Origin of the sequence: Campylobacter sp. CNRCH_2015_0338h (assembly GCF_025772785.1) — a bacterium.
Taxonomy (GTDB): domain Bacteria; phylum Campylobacterota; class Campylobacteria; order Campylobacterales; family Campylobacteraceae; genus Campylobacter_D.
Genome location: NZ_JAKMST010000019.1, coordinates 1 through 2,408, shown reverse-complemented (window position 1 = coordinate 2,408; position 2,408 = coordinate 1). Strand labels below are relative to the sequence as shown.

The 2,408-nt window shown below is 27.8% G+C and carries 2 protein-coding genes; both read left to right on the top strand.

What is annotated here, in order from left to right:
- Positions 1-1,977, top strand: a 1,977-nt coding sequence (locus L8X30_RS07820; protein WP_263679754.1) for a hypothetical protein, incomplete at its 5' end; no start/stop codon positions are given.
- Positions 1,978-2,001: 24 nt separating this feature from the next.
- Positions 2,002-2,408: filamentous hemagglutinin N-terminal domain-containing protein (locus L8X30_RS07815; protein ID WP_263679753.1), on the top strand; the 407-nt coding region annotated here is incomplete at its 3' end.

Sequence of the window (2,408 nt, the reverse complement as noted above, 5' to 3'; positions counted from 1 at the left end):
TTTTTAATCACTCCAGCCATAGCTAGAAAAGGTGAAGTAAATAATAATACTTTAAATTTCTTAAAAGATGCCTATGTGAATATGGGTGTTGAAAACACCTATACCTTACCTTTAAATGGTGCTCCTTATATCTTAGGTGCTTTTGGTGTAGATGCTAATGCTAATAATAATACAGTTATATTAAATAAGGGAGTAAAAATAGACTTTCATACTACTCCTTATAGACAAAGCATGTTAGGAGATAATATCTTTGATGAGAGAATGACTCATGTAACAGGAGCTATTACTTATAATGGCAATGCTAAAAATAATAAGGTTATTTTAGATGGAGCTTCTTTATTAGTACATGGTCCAAGTGGAGCATATTCAACATCAGCTGCTACTCACTTAGGTGGAGCTTTTGTGGATGTTAATAATAATCAAAGCTATGAAGTAAGTAATAATAGTGTATTAATCAATGATTTAAAACTAGATTTAAGAGTAGATACTAAAAATACCCCATTAGCTTATAATGCTGTCTTAGTAGGAGAAATCTATGGGGGTAAAATCATACAAGGTAATGCTTATAAAAACACTATAGATATAAAAGACTTACAAACCTTATTAGCATTAAATACTAATGTAGAAGTAAAAGCACTCTTAGACTTTTATGCAGGTATAACTAATAATGGTATAGCTAATGATAATAGCATTAATATTAATCTAAAAAAGCCATTTGAGATTAATTCTAATTTTACAGGTAAAAATGAGTTTAATCTTTATGGCGGGGTAGCTACTAAAGGAGCTAATAATAATAGTATTAATATCAATGGAGATTTAACTCAAGGTGTTACTGTTGAAAATCATCAAGATAAAATTCAAATCACAGCAGCACAAACTCTAAGCTCTAAAGCAAATAATAATAGCATTAATATTAAAAACTCAAACATTGCTATGCCTTTATATTTATATGGAGTAAGTAAGGTTAGTTTGGATAATAAAGATTATTATGCAAGTAGTGCTAATGCTAATAGTATAGTTTTAGATAATGTAAAATCAGGTAGAAATCTAACTACTATTATAGAAGCTGATAATTTAGAAAAAAACACTATAAAATATAATCTTGTACAATCTTTATCTAATGCTTCTAATATAGATAAAGGTTCTAAAATCATTTTAAGAGCCAATGAAAATGCTAATAATAATACTTTAAATATTAAAGATTATTCAAGTGCAGCTAGCTCTAATGTTTATGTTATTAATGCTAAAACTGAAAGTGCTAATAATACTTTTATCTTTGATAATTTAGCCCTAGGTACAGCTTCTGATAAAAGAGAAGGGGAGATAGTAATTAGTGCAGGTATAGCTAAGAATACTCATGATAATTATACTCATATAAATAATTTAAATATAGATGAGTATAAAAACAACAAAGCTATATTTATAAGTGCTTCTGGTGTATATAGTGAAAATGATAAAAGCTATGATAATACCTTATATCTAAGTGGTAATACTAATATTTTTAATAATACTAATATAGAAGTATTAGCAGGTAGCTTTTTACAAACTAAAGAAGATAATAGCTTTGTATCAAAAGCTCTAATGCATAAAAGTGGTACTAATAATCATTTAGTATTAAATACAAATATAAAAGCAAATACTATTAATAACTTTGATCATTATAGCTTTATCTTAAAAGATGATACTAAAGCTTATTTAAATGCTAAAGAAGCTATTAATCTTTCTAAAGATAGTTCTATTAATGTATATACAAACAATAATGTAAAAAATAAAAGCTTTATTTTAATGCAAAGTGAAAAAGGCTTTGTAGATGCAAACAATAAACATCTAAATCAAAAAGATTTACAAAGCTTATTAGAAACTATCACTAAAAATAATCAAAGCTTACATAAAAACATCAAAGCAAAAGTTCAAAAAGCTAAATACACTCTAAGTGTAAGTAAAGATGCAAAAAGCATAGTAGTGAATTTAAACTAAAGTAATATACCAAAAGGATTGATTATGAAAAAGCTAGCAAATCACATCATACTCTCAGGTGTAACTGTATCAATGTTGTTTTCTCCACTAATGGCAATCAATCCAAATCAATTACCTAGTGGAGGTAAATTTACTCATGGGACTAGTGGGACTATAAACACTAATGGTAATAATATGTATATTAATGGAACGACAGCAAGTGGTAATCATGTTATCCAATGGGGTGGTGGTTTTAATATAGGTAAAGATGCTCAAGTTCATTTTGGAAAAGGACAAAGTGGGCAAAACTATCTAAACATTGCTCATGGCACTAGTAAATCTACCATAGAAGGTTTATTAAATGCAGGTGGTAATAATGTCTTTTTAATTAATCCTAATGGGGTAATCATTACTAAAACAGGAACTATCAATGCTAATCGCTTTGTGGCTTC